Origin of the sequence: Faecalibacterium sp. AM43-5AT, from assembly GCF_003603345.1 — a bacterium.
Classification (GTDB): domain Bacteria; phylum Bacillota; class Clostridia; order Oscillospirales; family Ruminococcaceae; genus Faecalibacterium; species Faecalibacterium taiwanense.
Genome location: NZ_QVGZ01000001.1, coordinates 339,870 through 358,727, shown reverse-complemented (window position 1 = coordinate 358,727; position 18,858 = coordinate 339,870). Strand labels below are relative to the sequence as shown.

28 protein-coding genes are annotated in these 18,858 nt (G+C 54.0%); 25 read left to right on the top strand and 3 right to left on the bottom strand.

The window, feature by feature from the left end:
- Nucleotides 1–3: 3 nt before the first annotated feature.
- Nucleotides 4–1,776: an oleate hydratase gene (locus DW937_RS01985; protein WP_120119972.1), complete on the top strand. Its 1,773-nt coding sequence runs from the start codon at nt 4–6 to the stop codon at nt 1,774–1,776.
- A gap of 272 nt (nt 1,777–2,048) precedes the next feature.
- Nucleotides 2,049–3,806 carry a bifunctional UDP-sugar hydrolase/5'-nucleotidase gene (locus DW937_RS01980; RefSeq protein WP_118527033.1) on the top strand — a complete coding sequence of 586 codons (1,758 nt, stop codon included), beginning with the start codon at nt 2,049–2,051 and terminating at the stop codon, nt 3,804–3,806.
- Here the strand turns inward: DW937_RS01980 and DW937_RS01975 are convergent.
- Nucleotides 3,776–5,440, bottom strand: coding sequence for a recombinase family protein (locus DW937_RS01975; RefSeq protein ID WP_120119971.1), 1,665 nt, complete (start codon nt 5,438–5,440; stop codon nt 3,776–3,778). The two genes, DW937_RS01980 and DW937_RS01975, sit on opposite strands and share 31 nt — an antisense overlap.
- Entirely contained in the window at nt 5,440–5,787 is a 348-nt protein-coding gene (locus tag DW937_RS01970; RefSeq protein ID WP_120119970.1) for a hypothetical protein, read from the bottom strand. The genes DW937_RS01975 and DW937_RS01970 overlap by 1 nt, the downstream gene beginning before the upstream one ends.
- A 172-nt stretch (nt 5,788–5,959) precedes the next feature.
- Here DW937_RS01970 and DW937_RS15375 point away from each other — a divergent pair, with 172 nt between their 5' ends.
- Nucleotides 5,960–6,088, top strand: coding sequence for a hypothetical protein (locus DW937_RS15375; protein WP_279221241.1), 129 nt, complete (start codon nt 5,960–5,962; stop codon nt 6,086–6,088).
- Here the strand turns inward: DW937_RS15375 and DW937_RS01965 are convergent.
- Nucleotides 6,060–6,434: a transcriptional regulator gene (locus tag DW937_RS01965; protein WP_120119969.1), complete on the bottom strand. Its 375-nt coding sequence runs from the start codon at nt 6,432–6,434 to the stop codon at nt 6,060–6,062. The genes DW937_RS15375 and DW937_RS01965 overlap by 29 nt on opposite strands.
- A gap of 169 nt (nt 6,435–6,603) precedes the next feature.
- Here DW937_RS01965 and DW937_RS01960 point away from each other — a divergent pair, with 169 nt between their 5' ends.
- The 22 genes from DW937_RS01960 to DW937_RS01865 are packed head-to-tail and all read left to right on the top strand — an operon-like array spanning nt 6,604 to nt 18,857.
- Complete coding sequence (locus DW937_RS01960; RefSeq protein WP_120119968.1) at nt 6,604–6,813, top strand: DUF739 family protein; 210 nt, start codon at nt 6,604–6,606, stop codon at nt 6,811–6,813.
- A gap of 30 nt (nt 6,814–6,843) precedes the next feature.
- Nucleotides 6,844–7,023 carry a hypothetical protein gene (locus tag DW937_RS01955; protein ID WP_120119967.1) on the top strand — a complete coding sequence of 60 codons (180 nt, stop codon included), beginning with the start codon at nt 6,844–6,846 and terminating at the stop codon, nt 7,021–7,023.
- Nucleotides 7,016–7,213 (top strand): hypothetical protein, encoded by a 198-nt coding sequence (locus tag DW937_RS01950; RefSeq protein WP_120119966.1) that lies wholly within the window; start codon nt 7,016–7,018, stop codon nt 7,211–7,213. The genes DW937_RS01955 and DW937_RS01950 overlap by 8 nt, the downstream gene beginning before the upstream one ends.
- Nucleotides 7,194–7,373, top strand: a complete 180-nt coding sequence (locus DW937_RS14680) for a hypothetical protein (RefSeq protein ID WP_133300956.1) — start codon at nt 7,194–7,196, stop codon at nt 7,371–7,373. Before DW937_RS01950 ends, DW937_RS14680 begins: the two co-directional genes overlap by 20 nt.
- 4 nt (nt 7,374–7,377) lie before the next feature.
- Complete coding sequence (locus tag DW937_RS01945) at nt 7,378–8,439, top strand: DUF932 domain-containing protein (RefSeq protein WP_120119965.1); 1,062 nt, start codon at nt 7,378–7,380, stop codon at nt 8,437–8,439.
- On the top strand, nt 8,436–8,606 hold the full coding sequence (locus tag DW937_RS14815) for a hypothetical protein (RefSeq protein ID WP_165852858.1): 171 nt from the start codon (nt 8,436–8,438) through the stop codon (nt 8,604–8,606). The genes DW937_RS01945 and DW937_RS14815 overlap by 4 nt, the downstream gene beginning before the upstream one ends.
- A gap of 28 nt (nt 8,607–8,634) precedes the next feature.
- Nucleotides 8,635–9,585, top strand: a complete 951-nt coding sequence (locus DW937_RS01940) for an ATP-binding protein (protein ID WP_120119964.1) — start codon at nt 8,635–8,637, stop codon at nt 9,583–9,585.
- Nucleotides 9,586–10,197, top strand: coding sequence for a hypothetical protein (locus tag DW937_RS01935; RefSeq protein WP_120119963.1), 612 nt, complete (start codon nt 9,586–9,588; stop codon nt 10,195–10,197).
- Nucleotides 10,194–10,724 carry a hypothetical protein gene (locus DW937_RS01930; RefSeq protein ID WP_120119962.1) on the top strand — a complete coding sequence of 177 codons (531 nt, stop codon included), beginning with the start codon at nt 10,194–10,196 and terminating at the stop codon, nt 10,722–10,724. The genes DW937_RS01935 and DW937_RS01930 overlap by 4 nt, the downstream gene beginning before the upstream one ends.
- Nucleotides 10,721–11,110: a DUF3268 family zinc-finger domain-containing protein gene (locus DW937_RS01925; protein ID WP_120119961.1), complete on the top strand. Its 390-nt coding sequence runs from the start codon at nt 10,721–10,723 to the stop codon at nt 11,108–11,110. Before DW937_RS01930 ends, DW937_RS01925 begins: the two co-directional genes overlap by 4 nt.
- Entirely contained in the window at nt 11,098–11,298 is a 201-nt protein-coding gene (locus DW937_RS01920) for a hypothetical protein (protein ID WP_120119960.1), read from the top strand. The genes DW937_RS01925 and DW937_RS01920 overlap by 13 nt, the downstream gene beginning before the upstream one ends.
- Nucleotides 11,288–11,818, top strand: a complete 531-nt coding sequence (locus tag DW937_RS01915) for a single-stranded DNA-binding protein (RefSeq protein WP_120119959.1) — start codon at nt 11,288–11,290, stop codon at nt 11,816–11,818. The genes DW937_RS01920 and DW937_RS01915 overlap by 11 nt, the downstream gene beginning before the upstream one ends.
- Before the next feature lie 21 nt (nt 11,819–11,839).
- Nucleotides 11,840–12,613: a DnaD domain protein gene (locus DW937_RS01910; protein WP_120119958.1), complete on the top strand. Its 774-nt coding sequence runs from the start codon at nt 11,840–11,842 to the stop codon at nt 12,611–12,613.
- Complete coding sequence (locus DW937_RS01905; protein WP_120119957.1) at nt 12,610–13,200, top strand: hypothetical protein; 591 nt, start codon at nt 12,610–12,612, stop codon at nt 13,198–13,200. The genes DW937_RS01910 and DW937_RS01905 overlap by 4 nt, the downstream gene beginning before the upstream one ends.
- Complete coding sequence (locus DW937_RS01900) at nt 13,197–13,757, top strand: 3D domain-containing protein (protein WP_120119956.1); 561 nt, start codon at nt 13,197–13,199, stop codon at nt 13,755–13,757. Before DW937_RS01905 ends, DW937_RS01900 begins: the two co-directional genes overlap by 4 nt.
- Nucleotides 13,754–14,506, top strand: a complete 753-nt coding sequence (locus tag DW937_RS01895) for a hypothetical protein (RefSeq protein ID WP_120119955.1) — start codon at nt 13,754–13,756, stop codon at nt 14,504–14,506. The genes DW937_RS01900 and DW937_RS01895 overlap by 4 nt, the downstream gene beginning before the upstream one ends.
- 1 nt (nt 14,507) lies before the next feature.
- On the top strand, nt 14,508–14,831 hold the full coding sequence (locus DW937_RS01890) for a hypothetical protein (RefSeq protein ID WP_120119954.1): 324 nt from the start codon (nt 14,508–14,510) through the stop codon (nt 14,829–14,831).
- Entirely contained in the window at nt 14,831–15,331 is a 501-nt protein-coding gene (locus DW937_RS01885; RefSeq protein WP_120119953.1) for a hypothetical protein, read from the top strand. The genes DW937_RS01890 and DW937_RS01885 overlap by 1 nt, the downstream gene beginning before the upstream one ends.
- Before the next feature lie 24 nt (nt 15,332–15,355).
- Nucleotides 15,356–16,054: a hypothetical protein gene (locus tag DW937_RS01880; RefSeq protein WP_120119952.1), complete on the top strand. Its 699-nt coding sequence runs from the start codon at nt 15,356–15,358 to the stop codon at nt 16,052–16,054.
- 3 nt (nt 16,055–16,057) lie between these two features.
- On the top strand, nt 16,058–16,951 hold the full coding sequence (locus tag DW937_RS01875; protein WP_120119951.1) for an N-6 DNA methylase: 894 nt from the start codon (nt 16,058–16,060) through the stop codon (nt 16,949–16,951).
- Between the two features lie 26 nt (nt 16,952–16,977).
- On the top strand, nt 16,978–18,516 hold the full coding sequence (locus tag DW937_RS01870; RefSeq protein WP_120119950.1) for a ParB/RepB/Spo0J family partition protein: 1,539 nt from the start codon (nt 16,978–16,980) through the stop codon (nt 18,514–18,516).
- Nucleotides 18,513–18,857: a hypothetical protein gene (locus DW937_RS01865; RefSeq protein ID WP_120119949.1), complete on the top strand. Its 345-nt coding sequence runs from the start codon at nt 18,513–18,515 to the stop codon at nt 18,855–18,857. The genes DW937_RS01870 and DW937_RS01865 overlap by 4 nt, the downstream gene beginning before the upstream one ends.
- The last annotated feature ends 1 nt before the right edge of the window (nt 18,858 follow it).

Sequence of the window (18,858 nt, the reverse complement as noted above, 5' to 3'; positions counted from 1 at the left end):
TCTATGTACTATTCCAGTGGCAACTATGAAGCATTTGCAACTCCTAAAAAGCCGGAGGGTGTCGATCATAAATCTGCATATATCATTGGTTCCGGTCTGGCCGCACTGACGGCTGCATGTTATCTGGTGCGTGACGGCCAGATGAAGGGCGAGCATGTGCATGTGTTTGAGAAAGACCCCATCCCCGGCGGTGCCTGCGACGGCTACAAATACGATATCGGTTACGTGATGCGCGGTGGCCGCGAGATGGATAACCACTTCGAGGTCATGTGGGATCTGCTGCGCTCCATTCCGTCTCTGGAGACCGAGGGTGCCAGTGTGCTGGATGAGTACTACTGGCTGAACAAGGAAGACCCCAACTATTCACTGTGCCGTGCTACCGTCAACCGCGGCGAGGATGCCCACACCGATGGCAAGTTCGGCCTGTCTGATAAGGGTGCTATGGAGATCATGAAGCTCTTCTTCACCCCCAACGAGCAGCTGCAGGATAAGAAGATCACCGATTTCTTTGATGATGAAGTGCTGAACTCCAACTTCTGGCTGTACTGGCGCACCATGTTTGCCTTTGAAAACTGGCACAGTGCTCTGGAAATGAAGCTCTATCTTAAGCGCTATATCCACCATATCGGCGGTCTGCCGGATTTCACTGCCCTGCGTTTTACCCGCTACAACCAGTATGAGTCCATCATCCTGCCCATGGTCACTTACCTGAAGGACCACGGCGTGCAGTTCCACTATGAGACCAAGGTCGTGGACGTAAAATTTGATATCAATGGCAAGCGCAAGCAGGCAAGCAGCGTGGTCGTGGAGCATGCGGGGGAGACCAGCACCATCGGCCTGACCGAAAATGATCTGCTGTTCATCACCAACGGCGGCTGCGTGGAAAGCTGCACGATGGGCGCACAGGACAAGGCAGCAGGCTTTGATCCCACCATCAAGCCGGGTAACGGCTGGGACCTGTGGAAGAAGATCGCTGCACAGGATCCCGCTTTCGGCCATCCCGAGAAGTTCTGCTCCGACCCGGAACATTCCAACTGGGAGAGCGCTACCATTACCACCTTGGACGACAAGATCCCGCAGTATATCCAGAAGATTTGCAAGCGTGACCCGTTCAGCGGCCACACCGTCACCGGCGGCATCGTCACGGTTAAGGACTCCAACTGGCTGCTCAGCTGGACGCTGAACCGTCAGCAGCAGTTCCGCGACCAGCCTAAGAACCAGCTGTGCGTCTGGGTCTACGGCCTGTTCAGTGATAAGCCCGGCAACTACGTCAAGAAGGCCATGCGCGACTGCACCGGCAAGGAACTGTGCATGGAATGGCTGTACCACATTGGTGCGCCCGAGGATCAGATCGAAGAGCTGGCCGAGCACAGTGCCAACACCATCCCGGTCATGATGCCGTATATCGATGCATTCTTTATGCCGCGTGCGATGGGCGACCGTCCTGATATCGTGCCGGAGGGTGCTGTCAACTTTGCCTTCCTGGGCCAGTTCGCCGAGACCGGTCGTGACACCATCTTCACCACCGAATACTCCATGCGCACCGGTATGGAAGCTGTGTACACCCTGCTGGACATCGACCGCGGTGTGCCCGAGGTCTGGGGCAGCACCTATGACGTACGTGCCCTGATCGATGCAACGGTCAAGCTGCGCGACGGCAAGAAGATCACCGACATGGATCTGCCGCTCATCCCGCGCCTTGCCATGAAGGAAGCTTTGAAAAAGATCGAGGGTACCGACCTTGAGAAATTCCTCAAGGAATACAATGCGATTTGAGCTCGTTGCTCTGATCTGTTTTTGAATCCCCCCTTTGAAAATAGCCCGCTTTTGCAGTCAACGACTGGCTGCAGATGCGGGCTGTTTTTTGCTCTGAAAAGGAATAATGTTGCACAAAAAGTGTGACCTAGTACCGTGAATTATGAACAAATTGTGCGATTCCGGGTTGTTCTTGGGTGTTTTGTGTGTTATGCTTAATATAACAAGCGTCGGGCTGGTTCTGTGCGCCCGATAGAATACAAAAGAGAGTTTTATGAGGAGGTCGTTTTTCCATGAAACAGCTTATCTCCCGCCGCAGCTTCCTGAAAGCCGCAGGTGTCACCACAGCCGTTGCTGCCGTGAGTCTGGGCGCACCCGCTGCGTCTGCATGTTACCCCGGCAGCTTTAAGGACATTACGATCCTGTACACCAACGATGTTCATACTTACATCGACAAAAAATCGCCGGAACTGACCTATGCTGCCATCGCAGCTTTGAAAAAGAGCTATCAGGATGCAGGCAAAAATGTCCTGCTGGTAGATGCGGGCGACCATATTCAGGGTACCGCATATGGTTCCATGGACGAAGGTGCATCCATCATCCAGCTGATGAACGCCGCTGGCTATGATGCTGCAACTCCCGGCAACCATGAATTCGACTACGGCATGGCCCGTGCAAAAGAGGTAATGGCTGAGGCGGATTTCCCGTACCTCTCCAGCAACTGGGTTAATCTGCCGCTGGGCAACCGCGTTCTGCCGGATGTCAAATACTTCACCATCGGCGGCCGCGTGATCGCATTTGTGGGCATCACCACGCCCGAGACCTTCACCAAGTCTACTCCGGCTTACTTCATGGATAAGAGCCAGAGCCGCTATATCTATGATATTCTGGGCGGTGACGACGGCCAGAAGCTGTACAAGGCTGTGCAGAAGTCCATTGATAAGGCCAAGGTTCTGGCTGACTACGTGATCGGTCTGGGCCATCTGGGCGTTGATCCTTCCTCTTCGCCCTGGACCAGCAAGGAAGTCATCGAGCACACCTCCGGCTTCGATGCATTCATCGACGGCCATTCTCACACCAAGATGGAGTGTGAGTGGGTGAAGGATCTGTCCGGCAAGGCTGTCGCCCTGACCCAGACCGGCTCTTATTTTGCAAATGTTGGCGAAATGACCATCAAGGCTGACGGCTCCATTGCCACCCGTCTGATCTCCTCTTACGAAGGCTCCGACAGTGCCGTTGCCGATATCCAGAACGCATGGGTCGCTTCTGTGGACGACATGCTGGGTGAGAAGATCGCTGTTGCCGATACGAACTTCTACATCTCCGACCCCGAGACTGGCAAGCGCCGCATCCGCATGGCAGAGACGAATCTCGGCGACTTCGTGGCCGACGGCATTTACTCCTACTTCAATGAGGTGGAACAGCTGCATTGTGACATCGCTATCATGAACGGCGGCGGCATCCGCGCCGATGAGAAAGCCGGCTACTGGACCTTCAAGACCTGCAAGCAGGTCAGCCCGTTTGGCAATGTGGCATGTCTGATGTCTGTCACCGGCAAGCAGATCCAGGATGCACTGGAGTTTGCGGCCCGCTTTGCCGGAACGGAAAAGGAGAACGGCGGCTTCCTGCATGTGGCAGGCGCTTCCTACGAGATCCACACCGATATCCCCAACACCGTGCAGACCGACGAGAAGAATGTCTGGATTGGCAGTGCCACCGGCACTCCGCGCGTGCAGAACGTGAAGATCTACAACAAGGCTTCCGGTACTTATGAACCGCTGGACGAGAGCAAGACCTACGCTCTGGCTGGCATGAATTACACTCTGCGCAATCTGGGCGATGGCTTTGCCATGTTTGATGGCGCAGAGCTGATCAAGGACTATGTGTCTGAGGATTACCTCGTGATGTCCACTTACGCAATGAGCTTTGGCGGCGTGGACGGCGAGGGTCTGCCGCATCTGACCACCGCAAACAGCCCGCTGGCCGATTACCCGGGCTATCTGCTGGATTACGAGAATCCCTACGGCGCAGGCCGCATCAGCATTCTGTAATAACTGCATAAAAATGGGCGTACCGTCGCAAAGACGGTACGCTGTTTTTGTATAACAATATAGAACGAAAAAAGCCATCCGGCATAAACCAGATGGCTTTTTGGTTGACCGTTGGAGAGTATAGGCGAACTTTTTGACACATCCGAAAGTCCTGAATTATCGTCATTTTCTCCAAGGTCAAGGGCGATGTTTACGGTATCGTCTTTTCCGAAGCTGTTAAACACCAGCTTCAAATGGTCATCATCGTAGACATAAACGGCTATCAAGAAAGCATTGAATAATTTTTCTTGATATGCCCGGTCATGAACATTTCCATGCCTGAAAGCCAACAGGCTGGAAATGAGATCTTTACGGTCAACGTGGACGATTTCCTCTTTGGCAAGTGCCAACTTCGATTTCAAGTCGGTCTGCTGCCGTTCGAGTTCGATAAGCCTGTCGCGGGTCGTTTCAGTGATAACGCCCATCTCAATGGCTTTCATCACGTTCGAGATAGAAGACTGCACAGCAGAGAGATCGTTTTCAATCGAGTCAATCTGGAGCTTTCTGTCCTCGTCCTCCCAGTAAGCAATAGTCTGGTCGGTGATCCACTCGATTGCGTCATCTGTCAGACAATATTGCTTGATGGCCTGTGCCACCGCTGGCTCGACAACATCCCGGCGGATATTCTTCTTGTCGCAGGTATGGCCGACACGTCTATTCTGACAGGCGTAGTAATGATGCACATCCCCGGTCTTTGACCTGCCGGACATTCCGATCATGTAGCCGCCGCACTTCCCACACCGCAGTTTTCCAGTCAAGAGGTAATCTTCATCGCTGGGGCAGTGGTGCCTATTTTTGCTTTTTTTCACCTTGAGAACCTCCTGCACCTTGTACCACAAAACATCGTCAACGATAGGCGGGATGCCTCCCTCGATGCGGGTATCGCCGTATATGTAAATTCCACGGTATCGCTCGTTACGGCACAGAACCTTGAAGCTGCTTTTGTTCCATTCGCTGCCGGACTGCGTTTTTATCCCTCGGCGGTTCAAATCGCGGGCAATGTCCATAAACATTTCGCCAGAAGCAATACGAGTGTAAATCTCCCGGACGATTGCTGCTGCGGGTTCATCAACAACAACCTTGCCATCTTCGCCACGCTTGTAGCCCAGCGGCTGCCGGCCATTCGCCATGCACTTGCTGGCGTTGTCCATCAGGCCACGGCGCACATCTTCGGCCAAGTTGTCCGAGTAGAACTGGTTGACGTTCATCATACTGCGCAAGGCAAAACGCCCAGCGGCCGAATCGTCAAAATCCTCCTCGGCGTAGAACACCTTTACACCGCAATCCATCAGGCGGGATTCATTGACCATGGCCTGCATCATGTTTCGACCCATGCGGTTGGACTTCCACGCCAAGACATATTGAAACTTTCCGTCCTCGGCATCTCGCATCATCCGTTGAAACGCCGGACGGTTGTCGGTGCGGCCGCTGATCGCGCGGTCTTCGTAGGTGTCGGTGATGGTCAGCCCAAGTTCTGCAGCGTGTTTCCGGCAGGCCTCAATCTGCTGTTCGATGGAAACATCCCTTTGGTTATGGGACGAGTAGCGGGCATAGATGATGGCGTTGCCCCCGGCGGGCTTCTTCTTTTTTGCCATTATCCAACACCACCCACATCAAAACGGTAGATGCCATTGTCATCCGCAAACGGAATTGGCTTTCCATTCCACATTCCGAGGGCTTCTAGTTCCGGCATAAGTTCAAACCATTGCTGTTCTGAAATGATTGGAATGTTTAGGGCGGCAGCTCTGTCGATTTTCTTTTGCATCGGGTCACTGCACACGATTAAAAGACCGGTCTTCTTTGACACGCTCATGTCTGCGGCCAGACCATACGCTGAAAAAATATCAAGAAAATCCGTCCGGCTCCTCAACATGGCGGGATTCCCTGTCACATAGACATTCCTAAAATCTTGCAAGTGAAGTGCAATTTCTTTCAAATCCATAAGAAATCACCTATTCCGTTACGTTTTTACCCTGCACGTTGCCAGTTGTAGTCAAAATCATAATTATTCATCGTATTCTGGCATTATTTTACAAACGGCTGAAAACCGTATGTTATTCTGGTATAATCAGATAAACTGCTGGCAGTAATTTTACAGAAAGGAGCGGAATATTATGGACGTTTCCATCGATTCCGATGATGTCCGAGAGCAGCTTCGCGCCATGCTGGCACTTGAACTGTTCTTGCATCTGTCAGCAGAAGATCAAGAACGTGTCATTGCTTTTCTAAAAAGCCTTTCATAACATATAGAACGGCCTTTTTCTGCTCGGTGCTGAGCTGATTAAATAGTTCGACGAACTCTTTGCTGCGCTCATCCTCTTCCATGGGGATGGGCGCAGTTTTTCTTTCCATGGGAACATCGTATCCCATCAGCCATACCTCTGAAACATCAAGGGCTAATCCCAAGATGGTTAGCTTATCTTGCCGAGGAACGATTTTCCCTGAAACATATTGGGTCAAAGCGGTTTTTCCAAGATTGACACCGTAAGCGTGGCAGTACGGCTCTGCAAGCCTCAAAACATCAACCTGTTTCAGACCTCTGATATTCATAGCCTCTTGCAGACGTTCTGCGGTCGTTGATGGCTTCATTTGGTTCACCTCCGGTATGGTTACATCATATCATGGTATAAACAAAAGTTCAAGTATTCCAGCCCAAAAGTTCAAAAAAAGTGAATTTTTGTATTGACAAGGAGAAATCGTTGTGGTAAAGTGTGAACAGTTCAGTTAAACTGAACCGAACGGAAAAGAGGTGAAAACGATGCAGAGAAGCTATAACAAGCTGCTGGGCCGAATCGTTGAGATTTTCGGAACCAGAGGGGCATTTGGTAAGAGTATGGGATGGTCGGACCGCACCACCTCTCTCAAACTCAACGGTAAGGTTGACTGGAAACAGGACGAAATCGAAGCTGCGTGTCAGGCACTAAAAATCGAAGTGTCGGACATCCCAGATTATTTTTTTGCCCTGTAAGTTCAGTTAAACTGAACAACGGAGGTTCACATGGATAGTATTCCACACATCCACTTGGATGAAATCAGCCCTGAAACTGCCAAAATGCTGGCACGAGGCTGCAAGCAACTCTATCTCAACATCATTGCCATGCCGAATGGGCGGGCGATATTGGATGCCGAGTGGGAGGCCTACCAGCAGAGAAAGAAAGGAGAGAATAAGAATGATTAAGATTCTGATGGCCATGTACGGCATCACCGCAGAACAAGCAGCAGCCCGGCTCCCGGCGGCGCAGTTCGTTCTGACTGCCGCCATTGCAGCTCTGTTCGTCTGGCTGGACAGCAACGGTACGTTCGATGGCGTAGGCTGCTGGATTGGTCGGACACTCCGGGAGGTGCTGGATGCTGTATCCGAGGACTGATGCGGAGGCTGGCTACCCTGACCCTCCTGTGTGCCCCATCTGCCACCATCCGTGCGATACCGTCTATCGCGCCGAGGATGGAACAATCGTAGGCTGTGACCGCTGCCTTGAAGCGGTCGATGCATGGGAAGTCAACGAGTGCTTCCCGGAAAAGGAGTAACCCTATGAAATATGGAAGAAGTTTGCAGGAATTGGCGATTGAACTTGATCGGCAAGCCAAGGTCAAAAAGGACTACGTTGCCACGGCGGGTGCTATGCAGATGACCGCCGTCAACGAGAACTTTGACCTCGTGATTGGCAACACCCCATTCCAGCTGAATGAGAATGCTCACCGTCAACTGGGATTGCAGCTGAAAATCCCGGCACCCTACTACGAGCGGATGCGGGCAGAGAACCCCGGCTTGCTGATGGCAAACGTCAATGGCTGGTTCCAGCAGTCCCCGGACACCCGCCGCATGGTTCGCACCCTTGATGGCACCGCCCGCGCCATTCTCTCCGACCGTTACCGCCGCATCGACAATTACGAGGTAGCCCAGACGGTCCTGCCGATTATTTCTGAAATGCAGGGCGCCCGCATTGAAAGCTGTGAGCTGACCGATACCCGCATGTACATCAAGGTGGTCAATGAGCGCATCCAGACCGAGGTGGTGCCGGGGGACATTGTTCAGGCTGGCATTCTGATTTCCAATTCTGAGGTCGGCATGGGCAGCGTGTCCGTGAAGCCGCTGATTTACCGGCTTGTCTGCACCAATGGCATGGTGGCGGATGTGGGTGTTGGCAAGCGCCACGTTGGCCGCATCAACGAAAGCGTGGATGGCGATTTCGGGATTTTCCGGGATGAGACCATCGAAGCCGATGACCGGGCGTTCCTGATGAAGATTGAGGACACCGTCCGGGCGGCGGTCGATGAAGCCCGGTTCAATGCACTGGTGCAGAAACTCCGGGATGCCAAGGAAGCGCCCATTCTCCCGGCGGCGGCTCCCAAGGTGGTTGAGCTTGCGGCCAAGGAGTTCAATCTCCGCCAGAACGAGAGCGATGGCATTCTGGGGCATCTTATCGCAGGCGGTGACCTTTCCCTCTATGGTTTGGCAAACGCCGTCACACGGCACGCACAGGACGTGCAGAGCTATGATCGCAGTACTGAACTGGAAGCCACCGGCTACAAGATCATCACCATGCAGCCCTCGCTGTTGAAGCGCTGGAATGAGGAGGTGAGCGCCGTATGAGCGGTAGACACATGAATGCCCGGCCAAAAAGGCTGACCCGCAAGCAGAAAGAAGCCCTTTCCGCACAGGGCTGGGATTCCCGCCTGTACCTCTGCGTCCGGGATGCCCCGGATCATATGGTTCTGCTGAACCGTACCACTGGCAAGACCGTTATGTTCCACAAGTAAACCCACCAAGAGAAAAGGAGTAAACATTATGATTCGCAACCCCAATGACATTCAGGATGGCGCAAAGAAAATCCGTATGCTGATTGCTGGCTACCCCGGCATCGGCAAGTCCACTCTGGCCCTGTCCGCACCCCGCCCGCTGCACATCGACTGCGATTTCGGCATTGACCGTATCGAGCCTCGCTACCGTATGCCGTACATCCAGCCCCGTAGCTATGACGAGATTCTGAACGACCTGAAGCCTGAGAACCTCAACGACTTTGAGACGCTGGTGTTTGATACCGCCGGTAAGCTGATTTCCCTGATGGGCCTGTGGGCTATCAAGCAAAACCCCAAGTACGGCCAGCGTGATGGCAGCCTGTCCCTCAAAGGTTACGGCTTCGTAGGTCGTGAGTTCGTCCGGCTGATGGACTACTGCTTCTATGAGTTGAAGAAGAACATCGTGGTCGTGTTCCATGCCACCGAAGAAAAGGATGGCGACAACACCCGCCTCCGCATCAAGGTCGAGGGCCAGACCAAGAACAACGTCTGGGAGCCTATGGATCTGGGCGGCTTCGTGGAGATGTACGGCAACGACCGCACCATTGGCTTCTCCAACTGCGAGAAGTATTTCGCCAAAGGCACCCGTGGCATCCACGGCATCTACAAGATTCCGGCCCTCACTCCCGGCAGCCAGAACGACTTCCTGACCAAGCTGTTCGAGGAGTACAACAGCAAGGCCGCCGAGGAAGTAGCTGCAAACGCCAAGGAGAACGAGGCGTACGAACAGGTTATGCAGGAGGGCAGCAAAATCATTGCTGGCATCAAGGATGCAGACACCGCAAACGCCGCCATGCAGCCGTTCAAGGGTTTGCGGCATCATCTGACTTCCAGCCGGGAACTGAACGCCATGTGGAAAGCCAAAATCGCCGCCCTCGGTCTGGCATTCGATTCCACCGCGGTCAAGTACGTTCCCAAGTCCGCAGAGGAGGCGCAGTAAATGGCCGCATACCTCATTACTCACTCGCTGCTGTCCTCGTGGCTGCACCTTATCCGGGAGAATCCCTACGAGGATTTGACCACAGAGGGCGACCCTCTGGCAGAGTTCATGCTGGTGCTGAAACGTGAACCTACGCCCCGCACCGAGGCCATGCAGAACGGCATCGACTTTGAAAATCTGGTGACCTCCATCATCTCCGGGCACGATGACCCGGACAATCCGTGGAGTTGGGCCGCCGGGCAGATCGCCGCCATCATCCACGGCGGGCAGCTGCAATTCAAGGCCAGAAAAGCCATCAAGGTGCGTGGCATGGACGTTGTCCTGTACGGCCGCCTCGATGCCCTCAAAGCCGGAACCGTCTACGACATTAAGTTCAGCAAGGGCTATGAGCGTGGAAAGTTCTATTCCAGCACCCAGCATCCCACCTATATGCTGCTGATCCCGGAGGCCCAGACGTTCTCCTACCTTGTCAGCAACGGCATGGACGTCTGGACAGAGTGCTATCGCCGGGATGAAACGCCCGACATTCGCCCCATCATTTCGGACTTTTTCGACTGGCTGGATGCTTTCGGTCTGATGGATGTGTTCAAGGAACACTGGAAAGCCTTATGACCGGGCGGCTGGTGGATATGAGTTTCAGCCTGAACCGCAAGCAGCGTATCACGCTGGAAGTTGATTCTGATTTCCGAAACCTGTGGGACAAGCTGAATCAGGAACCGCTGTTGGACATTGAAATCAAGAAGCACCGCAACAAGCGCAGCCACAGTGCAAACGCCTACTTTCATGTTCTGGTCAACAAGATCGCCGCCGAAACTGGCGAATCGGACGACCTTGTGAAAGAGCGGCTGGTTGTGGCTTACGGCACGGTTGCGAGAGATAAGGACGGCTGCACCGTGGGCTTCAAACTTCCGGTCAGCGTGGATGTTCACGACCTCTACAAATACACCCGCTGCTTTGATGTGCGGGAAGAGGACGGAAAATGGTTCAACTGCTACTTGGTTTACAAGGACACCAGCAAGATGGACACGAAAGAATTTTCACACCTGATTGACGGTGCGATTGATGAAGCCAAGGCTCTGGGTATCGAGACGGATACCCCGGAGCAGTTGGCCCGGTACAAGGAGGAATGGTCACGATGAAAGGCCGAATCGTCATCTGCGACTACTGCGGAACGCCCGCAGACTTCGTAGACAGTTCGGTGGTTTACCACGGCCACAGCTTCGGCATGATTTACCTCTGCCCTCGCTGCGGTGCCTATGTCGGCGTACACAAGGGGTCTGACAAACCCCTTGGCCGCTTGGCAAATTCGGAGTTGCGCAACTGGAAAAAGGCAGCTCATGCAGCATTTGACCCGCTCTGGAAATACGGTCCCTACCGTGGCCGCCGGAATGAGGCCTACCGCTGGCTGTCCGAGAAGATGGGCACCCCGATTGAATTTACGCATATTGGAATGTTCGATGTGGACCAGTGCCGCAAGGTGGTCTGCATCATGCGAGAAGAAAGGAACCAGTTATGGAAGATTTGAACGTCCAGACCATCGCTATCCCGGTTGAGGAGTACAAGGAACTGCTCCAGAAGCAGGCCGAACTCAGCCTCATTTATCACAAGGGTGCACGCGGCAGCGTTTACGACATTGGTAACTTTGTGCTGGATTTGATGCTTGCAGTTCATCCGGAGCTGATTACCAAGCAGGAGGACACCGATGCTGAATAATTGCACATTTCAGGGCCGCTTCGCCGCTGATCCTGAAATGCGGACCACACAGAGCGGCCTGACAGTTGCCAGCTTTCGCATGGCCGTTGACCGGGACAATGTCGGTCAGGATGGCCGGCGAGCTACCGATTGGCTGAATTTCGTGGCATGGCGTAAAACGGCAGAGTTCGTTTGCCAGTATTTCCGCAAGGGCAGCACGGCTCTTGTGGAGTGCCAGTGCCAGACCCGCTCCTACGAGGACAAGAACGGTCAGAAGCGCACCGCCACCGAGTTTGTGGTCCAGAAGATTCACTTTTGCGGCCCCAAAACGGAGCAGCGAGTGGATGATGGCGGTGAGGCGCCGCCGGGCTACCAGCAGCCGCCCTATCAGAATCAGCAGCCGCAGCAGATGGGCTTCAACACCCAGAGCCAGCGGCAGCAGTGGCAGCAGAGTGCCCCCAGCGGGCAGCAGTCCGGCTACTCGCAGGGCAATCCCGATGACTTTTCTGAGATTGATGACACGGACGACTTGCCGTTCTGACCGCAACAAGGAGGTGGTTGGATGGTAAAGCCAGACAATTACATCATGATTCCCGGATGGATGCGCACGGAACTGGATTTGAAAGGGAACGAGTTGAACCTCTACGCAATAATCTACGGATTTACGCAGGATGGCGAAACGGAGTTTTCCGGAAGCATCCGCTATATGCAGGAATGGTTGGGCGCAGAAAGTAAACAGACCGTGTTCAACACGCTGGAAAAGCTCATCAAACGAGGATTGGTTCAGAAGCGGACAGAAGTCTTGAACGGAGTGCGACACAACTATTATTTAGCTTCGCCGAGGGGTAGTCCAAAAATTAGACCGCCTAGTCCAAATTTTAGACCGGGGGTAGTCCAAAATTTAGACCACCCTAGTCCAAATTTTAGACCTAATAATATAGAAGATAATATAACAGATATTCTAGTTATAAAGGACGGCGGCACCCGCGCAAACGACCCTAGGCTGGATACGGACCTCAGAAAGATAGTTGATGCCTACGAGGCAAATATTGGAACATGGCCGCACATCTTGACTCCTGATTTGCAACGTTGGAGAGAACTATTCAGCACAGAAATGATGCTTTTGGCTATCTCCGAGGGCGCAAAGAATGGTGCCCATAAGTGGAGCTATATTGAATCTATATTAAGGCGATGGAAAAAGAACAACATCAAAACTCCCGGTGACTTTGAAGCGTGGGAAGCTCAGCGAAAGCCCTCAGCTGGGCAACAACCGAAACGCTCTACGGCCGAGGATTACGATGAAATTTTCAGAGAACTCTTAGGAGGCTCAACGTGACAGACAAAAAACTGAAAGAACTGCTGGCGGTGATTGACAATCGCTATGGCCGTGTCCGCAGTAAAGAAGAGTGCATAATCGAAATAAAAACCTGCGTTCAGGCATTTGGCATGGTTCCTGACGAAATTGTAGAAAAGGCGTTATATGCTGCATTTGCAGAGTGCCGGTTTCCGAAACAGATCATTGTTGACTGGCACGCGGAGATAAAAAAGTTGCAGGCTACTGTGGAGCCCTCGGCAAACGACCTCTGGGCGCAGGCTGCGGCAGCTGCCCGGAAAATCGAGGCAAATCTGTACTACCAGACCCACGGCGGATTCATTGCCCCCGATGGACGCAAGCTGAAAGGCGAAGATTTCAAAAAGGAAAACGCGAAAATCTTCGCCGCCCTCCCGATGGTGGTGCAGCGGTGGGCTGGCTCCCCGGCAGACCTGTCGGAGATTTTCAGCAGCCGCAGCAGCGCGGATCTGCGCCAGTTCGTCCGTCCGGGCTTTGACCGGGCTGTGCAGGATGCCCCGGTTGAGAGTTTGCAGCCCCCGGCTCTGCCCGGCGGCGCAGTCCCGGCACAGATTGGAGGTGGCACGGCATGAGGTCGAAAAGACCATTCCGCAGCCTGATCGTGTGTGTTTCGTGTGCGATGGTTGGCTGCATCCTCACAAGCACGGCCTACTCCCGGCGGGTGAACGATCTGGAAACCGAGCGGGATATCTACGCCAGCAAGTCATCCAACTGGGAGCGCATGGCCGGAGAACGTGATGAAACCATTGACCAACTCCAAACCGAGGTAGACAAGCTGACCGCAGAACTGAACGCCCAGACCGATTTGACCCTTACATACGCCGGGGCGTTCAGCTGCACAGCCTATTGTTCCGAGGAATACGCCCACATCTGTGGCGAGGGGCACGGCATCACATCCAGCGGCGCGAAGGTGCAGCCGGGTGTAACCGTAGCTGCTGACACCAGCGTTCTGCCCTACGGCACAGTGGTCTATATCGAGGGCGTAGGCCTCCGGGTCGTTCAGGACACTGGCGGAGCGGTAAAAGGTAACAAGCTGGATGTGGCGGTAAACACCCATGCAGAGGCTCTAAGCTGGTCTGGATGGGGCTCCCGCCGGGTCTGGGTCATTTCAGGAGGTGTTGAACCGTGAAAAAGCCGTTTGAGACCGAAATGGACGATACCAGACAGGCGGTCGGACAAATCGTGGGTTTGTGCACCACCATTGCGCTGCATCAGGAGTTCGGTGTCGGCAAGACCAGACTGGAGCGCATTAAAGCTAGAATTGACGAGTTGGAGAACCAGAACACCGAGGTCATTATGACCCCGGATGCAAACGGCAGACCCTCCAAGGACAAGGCCGAGGCAATCCGGGAAAGCTGGTTGGCTGGGTGCGTTTCTTCTGACTACCGAATCCCGATGGTGAGAATGCCTCGTGGGCGCAAAGAGCAGCAGTACCGCATGGCTGGCGACAGAGCTGCCAAAATTGCTTGGCAGATTTACGCCAAGGCGGTTATTGATGTGCTGCACTACGGTCCAGACCGCTTGGAACGGTTGCGCAAGGAAAGCCATGCCAACTATGAGCAGCTGAACAAGTGGGGGCATGAGGATGGTCTGGATGTTGCGATGGAAAAGCTGCGCCGCTGTGCTGCTGATGCCATGCAATCCCCGGATCTGGAAGTTGCTGATATCGATGGCAGCAAGGATGCCGTGGAAGTGGACAAAGAGTTCCGTAAGCAGCAGCTGAATTTCATCAAGCGTGTCCGGGCACAGACCCTTGGCCGCATCGGTGCCACCTCACAGCCCGTCAACGTACTGGCCGAGCAGGGTGTGCAGGACAAGGTTCAGGAGATTATGCAGCAGGTTTCCCAGCAGTCGTTTGAGCGTAGGAGGAGACGTTGATATGGCACAAAATGAATACGGCGAGAAGCTGGACAGCAATGGCTATGCACCCAGCATCCTCAGCCAGAGCCCCACCTGTCTGATTTGTGGGCGGTATCGCACCGCCCGGCACGAAGTATTTTTCGGACCGTACCGGGATAAGAGCAAGCGGCTTGGCCTGTGGGCGAACCTCTGCCCTTGGTGCCACCAGAACGGCGTGACTGCCGTACATACCAACCGGGAGGCAGACCTCCGCCTGAAAAAGTGGGCGCAGAAAAAGGCCATGGAATACTACGGATGGCCGGAAGCAAAGTTCATCAAGGAGTTCGGGAGGTCGTACCTGTGATGCCCATCATCGCTATTGACCCCGGCAATGTGCAATCCGGCTACTGCGTGATTGACCAGAAAACGCTCCGACCGCTGGAGTTCGGCAAAATCGACAACGAAGAACTGCTGAAAAAGCTGGAATCGGCTGTCGAGCAGGGATGGCGGTGGGCGGTCATTGAAATGGTGGCATCCTATGGAATGTCGGTTGGTCGGGATGTTTTCGACACTACGGTCTGGATCGGCCGCTTTTACCAAGTTCTTTCCGACCAATGCCCGGTGCGAATGCTGTGCCGCATCGAGGAGAAAAAGCACATTTGCCACGACAGCAGAGCCAACGATACCTCCATCCGGCGGGCGTTGATTGACCGATTTGCAGCCCATGACCTGAAAAACGGCAAGGGCACAAAGAAAAAGCCGGATTTCTTCTATGGCTTTAAGGCCGATGTGTGGGCAGCCTACGCACTTGGCCTGACCGCCATCGAGAACCGGGAGAACGACTACAAATTTTCGACTACTTAAAAGCTACTTGAAAGGAGCTTCATCATGGATAATTCTCTGTCTGAATCCGCACGTTTCGCAGTCTACCGTGAAAAACTCAAGGGCATCTGCGAGGCCAACAACCTGAGCTATGTGTTCATCAAGAACGCATATCCCATCAAGCTGGTTATCCGTCCGCTGGGCGGCGTTGGTGAGCAGATGTCGATGCTGGAAGAAGCGACCGAGGACAATTACATCTCGCCGGGCGCATCCATCCTGTTCACCGTCAAGGACGGCAACCTGACCTACCGCATGAGCAAGACGTTCACGATCTCCGACACCCTGTTCAACAAAATCAAGAACATCTTCAAGAATATGCACTACCTCTGGCTCCAGTTCTTCTTCCGGGATCTGGTTGAGGGCGGCAAGCTGGCAGCTCTCGGCTACAAAATGCCGGATATTCCGGAATCCGGTGGGCAGCAGGATGCGCCCCGGGAAAATGAGCCTGATTCTTCGAATCTCCCCGGGGAGGCCGAACCGCTGGAAGAAATTGAGGATGACGAGGAGGACGAGCCTACCTCTGACGAACTGACGCAGGCCACCGAGATTGCCCGGCAGAACAACGGCATCACGCAGGCCATGTTGGAGGAGCAGATGGGCGTGACGGCTGAAAAGGCCATCGCCCTGCTGGACGAGATGGAGTCGGCCGGCGTAATCGAGTTCTCTAACGGCCACTATCTCCTCGCTGACACAGAGGAGGAATAACCCATGGCAAAGGCAGCAGTGACGCGCAGCATCCGTGATGACCACCAGAAAAACTTCCTCAAAATCTTCGAGGGGCTGACTGGGAAGCATAGCCGCTGGGAGATTTGGCGGGATTTCATCCACCTGACGGCCATCGAGATCTCCAACTCGACGGACAAGGTAAACGCCCTGGAACGAGCCAAGGACTACCAGACCATCATTTCCAAATACTCCGCAGCGGAGAGGAACGGCATGGCCGAAATGCTGGCCGAGGTGGTCATGGGAATGGAGCAGAACCCGGATCAGGATTTTCTGGGGTCACTGTACATGATGTGTGAGTTGGGAAATGACCATGCTGGCCAGTTCTTCACTCCATACGATGTGTGCCGCTGTATGGCAGAGATTACATTCGATGCCAAACTCGTGCCTGACATGGAGGGCTTCATCTCCGTGTCAGACCCGGCTTGCGGAGCGGGCGCAACACTGCTGGCCTTTCTGAATATCTGCAAGAGCAGAAATATTTGCTACCACAACAAAGTCCTTGTCGTTGCCCAAGACATTGACTTTATTGTGGGCCTGATGTGCTACATCCAGTGCAGCTTCATGGGCTGCGCTGGATATGTAGTCATCGGTAACACCATCACAGACCCGGCAACTGCTTACGATGACCGAGGACTTCTCCCGGCCGGACCGCAGAATCGCATCTGGTATATGCCGTTCTTCTCCACGGATGTGTGGTATATGCGGCGGCAGATAGCCAAGATGAATCTGCTGATGAAACCGAAAGAGCAGCCTGCTAAAATCGAAAAGCCGGAAACTAAGCCCGAAAATTTGCAAAAATCTATCAAAACTGAGCCTAAAGCACCCGAAAAAGCGGCTCTTAACGAAACCCGCACCGGGCAGCTCACGTTTTTCTGACCCGAATTCAGAAAGGAGTAAACACCATGGCAGACATTACTTACATCCCCATCCGGCAGCTGTATCCGCACCCGGATAACCCTCGCAAGGAACTGGGTGACCTGACAGAATTGGCCGCCAGCATCAAGGAAAACGGCGTGTACCAGAACCTGACCGTCATTCCGGGTCACTACCTCGGCAAGCAGGAGTACATTGCCCGGTGCATTGCCGATGGCGGCGACGCTTCGGCAGCAGAAGCGGCATGGACACCCAAGGCCGTGTGGTCCAGCGAGGACTACACCATCATCATCGGACACCGCCGGGCGGCGGCAGCGCAGCAGGCTGGCAAGTTTGAGTTGCCTTGCTCTGTGGTCGATATGAACGAGAAAGAGCAGCTGCAAACCATGATGGTTGAGAATATGCAGCGGTCCGATCTCACCGTCTACGAGCAGGCGCAGGGCTTCCAGATGATGCTGGACATGGGCGATACTGTGGAGCGTGTCGCAGACCGCTCCGGCTTTTCTCAGTCCACTATCCGGCGGCGCATCAAGCTGCTGGAACTGAACCACGACAACTTCAAAAAGGCAGAGCAGCGTGGCGCAACCCTTTCCGATTTTGTTGAACTCAACAAAATCGAGGATCTGGATGCCCGGAACAAGGTGCTGGAAACCCTCGGTACCCAGAACTTCAACCGCGCCATGCAGAATGCCTTGTCTGACCAGAAATACCAGCATCGAAAGGCTGAATGGATTGAGCAGCTTCGCCAATTTGCTGTGGAAAATCCTGATGCCGATTACAGTACTCACACACACGTTGCCGGGTACGGATATTGGAACACCGGCAAGGACGTTGAAGTACCGGACGATGCCGATAGCGTAGCGTACTGCTACAAGGTCAGCCAAAACCAGATTGACCTCTACAAAGAGCGCGATTTGGGAAAAGAGAATGCGGAAACGGCTAAGCGAGAGGAAAAGCGGCAGCAGGAACAGTTCTATAAGGACCAGCTTGCCGCCCTCACAAACTATATGTTTGAACTGCGCCGGGACTTTGTGGCGCAGCTCTCCACGGCAGAGTGCAAAAAGCATCTGGGCGAAATCGTCCGCTTTGCTGTGGATGCGTTCGATTCAAGCTGCGATGGCGAGTTGGCAATCAAGCTGCTGGGCATTGCACCCCCAGAAACGGACGGCGTTGACCTGCTTGATTATTTGGAAAACGCCTCGGTGTTCAGCAACCAGCCGGAAAAGGCACTGCTCTCCTTGGCTTATTCGGCCGCTGACGATGGTAGCAACGGATACTGGGGCTGGGTCTGGAAACCCGACTGCCAGAGCGGCGGGTACGGCTGGGAGGAAAACGGCAGTCTCGACGCTATTTACACTCTGCTGGTAGCCTTGGGCTATGAAATGTCTGACGAAGAAAAGGCATTGCAGAACGGAACCCATGCCATCTTTTCCACCAATGCCCCTAAAAAGGCAGATGCGCCCTGCGAAGGTTGCAAGGCGGCGCATCCCGGATGCGACAAGTGCTGCAAGACCTGCGATGACCACTGCAATGCGTTCCAGCTGTGCAGAAAGGAGTATGGCGAATGACCGACCTTGTAAAGTGCGACCGCTGCGGCACACCGTTCAGCATCCAGACAGCCGGCATCCGCAGTACATGGAGCGGCGATTACATGGTGCAGTATTTCACCTGCCCCGGCTGCCACCATCGCTACCAGATTCTGACCACGGACACTGAACTGCGCCAGACCGTTGAACGGCACAAGAAAATTGCCGCAAAAATCCGTATGGGGCAGAGCAAGCATTTCCGGCCGGGAACGCTGAAAAAGTATCAGGCTGAAATGGAAAAGCTGGAGGCCGAGCAGAAAAAGCGGCGAGATGAACTGCTGGACAAGGGCGACGAGATCCTTGCCCGGCTGGGAGAGGAGTAAA